The organism is Sodaliphilus sp. (genome assembly GCF_045598405.1).
In the GTDB taxonomy this organism is placed as follows: domain Bacteria; phylum Bacteroidota; class Bacteroidia; order Bacteroidales; family Muribaculaceae; genus Sodaliphilus; species Sodaliphilus limicaballi.
The window spans coordinates 1-6,372 of sequence record NZ_JAZLLZ010000118.1; the positions used below are offsets into that span (position 1 = coordinate 1).

Genomic DNA, 6,372 nt, shown 5'->3' on the forward strand with positions numbered 1-6,372 from the left:
AACGGCACCGTTGCCATCGACATCGGCACGGCCTCCATAGTTGCTTGCCGTGTCCTTGCCCAGGATGATGTTGGTCAAGATATTTGCATCTGTGATGTCAACCTCGCCGTCACCATTCACGTCGCCCTTCTTGCCTTCGGGGGCGGGCCACAGGTCGAAGTAAATCTCATTGTAGTTGCCTGCCTGCTCGGGGGTGAGCTTGAGATAAGCGCTGCCCGAAGAAGCATACACTGTTTTGGTGGGACGGATGAACTTGTGCTGAGCAGGATCCCAGCGGAAGCCCACCTGCTGCTGGTAGATGTTTACCTGGCTGGCGGGTACGGCCACGAGCATGTTGTCGAGTGTCACGCCTGCGGTTTTTGCACGCGGGATGCGGTAAATCTGGTCGGGCTTGATGCTGGTAACGAGAACTCCCTGGTTAGCAGCTAAGTCGGATATATTCAGATAAGAAGTGATGATTTTGTTGCCAGTAATCCCCCAAATCGAGTAGGTGTTGAGCTTGGTGCCGTTGAAATTCACGGGCGCCGAGCAAGAGAACATGGTGTTGTCGTTAGAGGTCTTGATGTAGGACCCCAGGTAGTCGATGCCTTTCTTGCCGCCATTAATGTTCCAGTTACCCATTGCCGAGGTGAAGAAGCTGTTAAACATCTTGTGGTCAACCCAGAACATGAAGCTGCTGGCGTTGTTGCCGAAGAATGCGCCGTCCCAGCGCACGCTGCCGGTGTTGAGCAGGGTCACGTCGGTGAGCGAGGGAACGTCGCTAAATGCGCCCGTTGCAAACGAAGACACTGTGGTGCCCAGGGCGATGTCGAGCACGTTGTTGCCCTTGAAGGCGTAGGCGTCGATGCGTGTGGGGGCATAGGTCTTGCCGTTGGTGGCTGTGAAGGCGTCGATGTTGAGGTGCATGCCGCCGGTCGATACCTGGGGTATGCCATATACAGCCGTCACTGTACCGTCATAGCTGGTGCCGCCTATGGTTGTGGGCTCGTCGCTGGTGACGGTGTAGTAAACCTGGTTCTTGTAAATGTCGTAGGCGCAAGAGTTGTCGGGGTTCACCTTGCTGAAGTACTGCTTCCAGTACTTGCCAGCCTTATATTCGGCAGCGCTCTCGCGCGGAACGAGGAGCTCGGCCGAAGAGTCAACCGTGTTAAACCAGTAGTAAACGTTAGTGACGTCGCCTTGGCCTGTAAAGTTAAAAATAAACCTTGATTTTGCGGGTAATGTGCAGTAGTGTATGAAGTTGATGCGCAAACCGGTGGCCGATGACGGGATGTTGATTTGCTGAATGGGACTATTGTAAATTGCGTCTTGTTCAATAGTTTTCAGTCCGTATGGGAGCGTGTAGTAGCGTGCTTTGGCTTGATCAACGATTGCACCTTGAGCGATGCAGTCAATCTTCGGGAATGTAATCGATGTCAAGGGAGAGTTGGCAGGCACACACAGCAGAGTGTTCACTGAGTTTATGTTCTGATAGAGGATACCGTTAACTGTGTAGAAGTTATTGTTCTGGTCGATGCTGATTTCGGTGAGGGCTTTGCAGCCGGTGAAGGGCTGTTCTCCCAGCGACGTCAGGTTCTTGGGCAGGGTGACCATGGTGAGAGCGGCGCAATCCTTGAAAGCGTTTTGGTATATTGTCTTGACGCTTGTAAGGTTGGTAAGGTCGGCCTTGGTCATTGTTGAACCTACGAACGCGTTTGAGGCAATCTGGGTGTACTCAAACTTGCTCTCGTAGCCTGTGGGAGTTGAGACGGCCCTTTGTGGAACGTAGGCGCCGCCAGTCACTAACGAGCCCTTGGGATTAAAGCCCACGATGGTGCACTTGTTGTTTCCCTTGGGGGTCGATGTGGGAGTGGGTTCGGTGACTATCGACACGGTGCCGTCGTTCATATACAGGTCGTAGGCAAGCAGGTTGGAGTCTATGGCTATAGAGAAATACTTGAGCAGCTCGTTTGTTACATTTGCTCCGCCATGAGGCACATACATCGTCATCTTACTTGACTTTTCGGGCCAAACATCTGTGCCGAATGTGATTTGGGATAGGTCTTGTCGTGCTACATATACAGAGGTAAGTGCATCACAGCTCGCAAATGCACGATAATCGATTTTTGTTACAGAACTGGGCAGATACACTGTGGTGAGTTTATTACAGTTAAGAAACGCCTGGTCATCAATCCATTTTACACCGTAGCTTATGCGCACGCTGGTCAGGCTGGGGTGATTGTAAAACGCCAAACTGTAGATTTTGGTAACGTTGTAGGTCTTGCCGTCGTTGGTAACGCTGGGAGGAATAGTGATATATGAGGCTGTAGTTGAAACGCAGCCTTCAACCTCTACTTCGCCCCAAATATTACCATCGGGTGACTTGGTGACAGAGTATTTCAGTCCGTCATACTCAAAGTTCTGGGCCATGACGGTCATAGCCACAGCAATCATGACAATTAATGATAGTAATTTCTTCATATTATTGTAGTGTTTTGATTTTCTGATAAGTAATTTACAAAAGTAATAAATTTTACATTATTTATGGGGGGGTAACATTATTTAACAGTTTTTCGCAATAGGTAACTATTCACCAATGGAACGTAACTATTCACCAATGGAACTCCCCGCGCAGATTACACTGATCTCACAGATTTTTTCATTGAATATATATATTGTGGATTTTTTAGACCTCAGGGAGGTCGTAACTTTGGTTAACCGCTGGTCGCAGACCTGCGAACTGCCGGTGGGGGGTGTGAGGTTTAACAAAATCGCGGTTGAAGACCGCTACCTCGAAACATGCAAGGTTGCGGTCTTCAACCCCAGTATTGTGTATCGCGTTTACCCTGCCCTGCCTTCGCTTGCGCTCAGTTAGGACAGGGTTATGTGCAGAACTGCGTTCTGCGTGTCGGCTTTCAGCCTCTCATTACAAAATCATGTATGAGTGAGATCCGCGCGGGGAATCTGCAAAAAAATCTATTGTAGTATAGTTACAACAGATTGCTCTGATTTAACTGAATAAGAAATTATTTTAATTTCTTTCAGTTATTATTAAATCAGTGTTATCAGTGAGATCCGCGCGGGGAAATTACCCAAAATACCATTGCTGAATAGTTACCTCATATTTGGGAGTTTGTTACTAATTGTGAACTTTTGCGAAAAATTTCGCAACGAAAAATTTCGCAAAAGAAAATCCGACCGTGGATTCTGGCTTAAGTTGCTCTGTTGAATGTGCTCCGGCATGGGGCACACATTATTTTTGCACAAAAACAAGAAAAATGAAAAACACCACCAAGCTTCGCATGGTTTTCCGCTTCGCTTCTCCATGCCTCAACGGAAGACCTCCCGCGACCTGCTTCCGTTTTGGCCCAGAAAATTGGTCCAAAACTCCCCGATAAAAGTGATCAATGTGATAAAAACGATAAAAGCGATAATAACGATAAGCACGATATAAACGATAAGCACGAAAAAAACGCCCCTCCAAAAACTCGGCAGCCGTGGTGTCCAGTACTCCGAGGCACCGCCTCGGACACAGTGAAGAAACCGAGGGAACGATAAAGAACAGTCAAGAAAACGATATAGAAAATGTCGAAAACGATGTTTTTCGTCTTTCGTCTTTCGTTTTTCGTCAAAAATCAGTAACTTTGTGGGTTGAAAACAAATATACAGTTATGAATATATCTTACAAGTGGCTTAAACGCTATATCGACACCGACCTTACCCCTGAAGAGGTGAGCGTCGCTCTTACCTCACTCGGACTCGAAGTGGGTGCTCTTGAACAAATCGAAACAATACGCGGCGGATTGCGCGGACTGGTTGTGGGTAAAGTGCTTACCTGCGTTGACCATCCCAACAGCGACCACCTCCACATCACCACAGTGGACCTGGGCAACGGTGAGGATCCCGTGCAGATCGTGTGCGGTGCTCCCAACGTGGCTGCCGGACAGAAGGTGATTGTTGCCACCATAGGCACCAAGCTCTATGACGGCGATAAGGAGTTCGTGATCAAGAAAGGCAAGATGCGCGGCGAGGAATCATGGGGCATGATTTGTGCAGAGGACGAGATTGGCGTTGGTGCAAGCCACGACGGCATCATCGTTCTGCCCGAGGACGCTGTGGTGGGCACTCCCGCTGCCGAGTACTACGGCATCGAGGACGACTACCTCATTGAGGTGGATCTCACCCCCAACCGCATCGACGGTGCTTCACACTATGGTGTGGCACGCGACCTCAAGGCATGGATGCAGCGCAACGGCCGTGCTGGCGAGCTCTCAAAGCCCAGCGTTGACGCGTTTGCTACCGATAAAGCAGAGGGCGCTATCCCCGTCGAGGTGGAGAACACCGAGGCTTGCCCCCGCTACAGCGGCTTGACCATTCGCGGCGTCAAGGTTCAGGAGAGTCCCAAGTGGCTCAAGGACCTGCTGCTCGCTGTGGGACAGCACCCCATCAACAACATCGTCGACATCACCAACTATATGCTCCTGGGTCTGGGCCAGCCCATGCATTGCTTCGACCTCGCTAAGGTTAAGGGCGACAAGATCGTCGTTAAGACAGTGAAAGAAGGCACCAAGTTCGTCACCCTCGACGGCGTGGAGCGTACTCTCACCGAGCGCGACCTCATGATATGCAACGCCGAGGAACCCATGTGCATTGGCGGCGTCTATGGCGGCTTGGAGAGCGGCGTGACCGAGGCCACTACCGATGTGTTCCTGGAGAGCGCTTACTTCCACCCCACATGGATTCGCAAGACTGCTCGTCGCTTCGCTATCAACAGCGACGCTTCGTTCCGCTTTGAGCGCGGCATCGACCCCAATACCACCGTTTACAACCTCAAGCTTGCCGCTATGCTCGTTAAGGAACTCGCCGGCGGTGAGATCTGCGGTGACATCGTTGACGTCAAGTCGCAGGAGTTCCCTGGCTTCCCTGTTGAACTCAAATATGACTACGTCACCGGCCTCATCGGCAAGGACATCGAGCACGAGGTGATCAAGGACATCGTTAAGAGCCTGGAAATGGAAGTTGTTGCCGAGGACGACGAGAAGCTCAACCTCCTGGTTCCCACCTACCGTGTTGACGTGCGCCGCCCCTGCGACGTTGTAGAGGACATCCTGCGCGTCTACGGCTACAACAATGTAGAGTTCAACAACTCGGTCAAGGGCACCCTCAGTGCCAAGGACAGCGTTGACTTTGCCGACGACCTGCAAGAGCTCATCAGCAACCAGCTCACCGCAGTGGGCTACCGCGAGATCATGAACAACTCGCTCACAGCCGCTGCATACTATGCCGACTGCGAGACATACCCCGAAGCTAACTGCGTTCACATCATGAACCCCTTGAGCAGCGACCTCAACGTGATGCGCCAGTCGCTCCTCTTCGGCGGCCTGGAGAGCGTGGCACGCAACATCAACCACAAGAACCCCAACATGAAGCTCTATGAGTTTGGCAACGTTTACCACTACAACGGTGATGCCGACCAGACCGAGAAGGCTCTCGCGCCTTACACCGAGCAACCCATGCTGGGCATCTGGCTGAGCGGTAACAACCACGAGGAGTCATGGGCCGAGCCCGTGCGCCCCGTCAACGTGTATGACCTCAAGGCTACCCTCGAGAACGTGCTCACAGGCATGGGCGTTGAACTCGACACCCTCACTCTGGAGCAGACCGAGGACGACACCCTCGAGCCCTCGCTCACCTACAAGAACCGTGGTGGCAAGGTAATCGCCGTGCTGGGAGTTGTGACCGACGCACAGCTCAAGAAGGCCGACATCGATCAGCCCGTCTTCTACGCACAGGTATATTGGAGCGCAGCATGCAAGCTCGCTGCCAAGAAGGACATCAAGTACTATGACCTTCCCAAGACTCTGCCCGTGCGCCGTGACCTCGCGCTGCTCGTTGACGTAAGCACCACCTACGCCGACATCCGTCGAGTGGTTGAGAGCAGCGAGAAGAAACTGCTCAAGAGCGTGTCGCTCTTCGACGTTTACGAGAGCAAGAAGCTCGAGGCCGGCAAGAAGAGCTATGCAATCAGCATGATCATCCAGGACGACGAGAAGACCCTCAAGGACAAGCAGATCGACGCAATCATGCAGAAGATCATCAAGAACCTTGAGTCACAGCTAGGCGCGAAGCTGCGCTAATCGCCCAGCAGGGCAATAGATACAACAAATAGCGAGGACGATGTGGCACAACCACACCAATCCTCGCTATTTCCCGATAAATCAATCTCCTGAGGGGGATGAAGCCAGACATTAGATAGGGATATTCAGAAAATAGTTAACTAATTGTTTGCCAGTGTCGTGAATATTTTGTAACTTTACAAAGAAACCCCCGATGGACCCGTCTCGGGCTAATTCGGGGGTAATTTCTTATTTTTCTTGTCGTGAAGTTACAAAA

3 protein-coding genes are annotated in these 6,372 nt (G+C 51.4%); 2 read left to right on the top strand and 1 reads right to left on the bottom strand.

The features are described from left to right. On the bottom strand, positions 1-2,460 hold a 2,460-nt coding region (locus ACKI3C_RS08280; RefSeq protein WP_407403929.1), incomplete at its 3' end, for a leucine-rich repeat protein. A 196-nt stretch (positions 2,461-2,656) separates the two neighbouring features. On the opposite strand from ACKI3C_RS08280, the gene ACKI3C_RS08285 reads away from it, so the two are divergent. After that, entirely contained in the window at positions 2,657-2,854 is a 198-nt protein-coding gene (locus ACKI3C_RS08285; RefSeq protein WP_407403931.1) for a hypothetical protein, read from the top strand. Between the two features lie 796 nt (positions 2,855-3,650). After that, positions 3,651-6,116, top strand: coding sequence for a phenylalanine--tRNA ligase subunit beta (pheT, locus tag ACKI3C_RS08290; RefSeq protein ID WP_407403933.1), 2,466 nt, complete (start codon positions 3,651-3,653; stop codon positions 6,114-6,116). Positions 6,117-6,372 lie beyond the last annotated feature (256 nt).

What these genes read in the sequence shown, in the direction of transcription:
- pheT (WP_407403933.1), top strand. Translation starts at nt 3,651, where the DNA reads ATGAATATATCTTACAAGTGGCTTAAACGCTATATCGACACCGACCTT.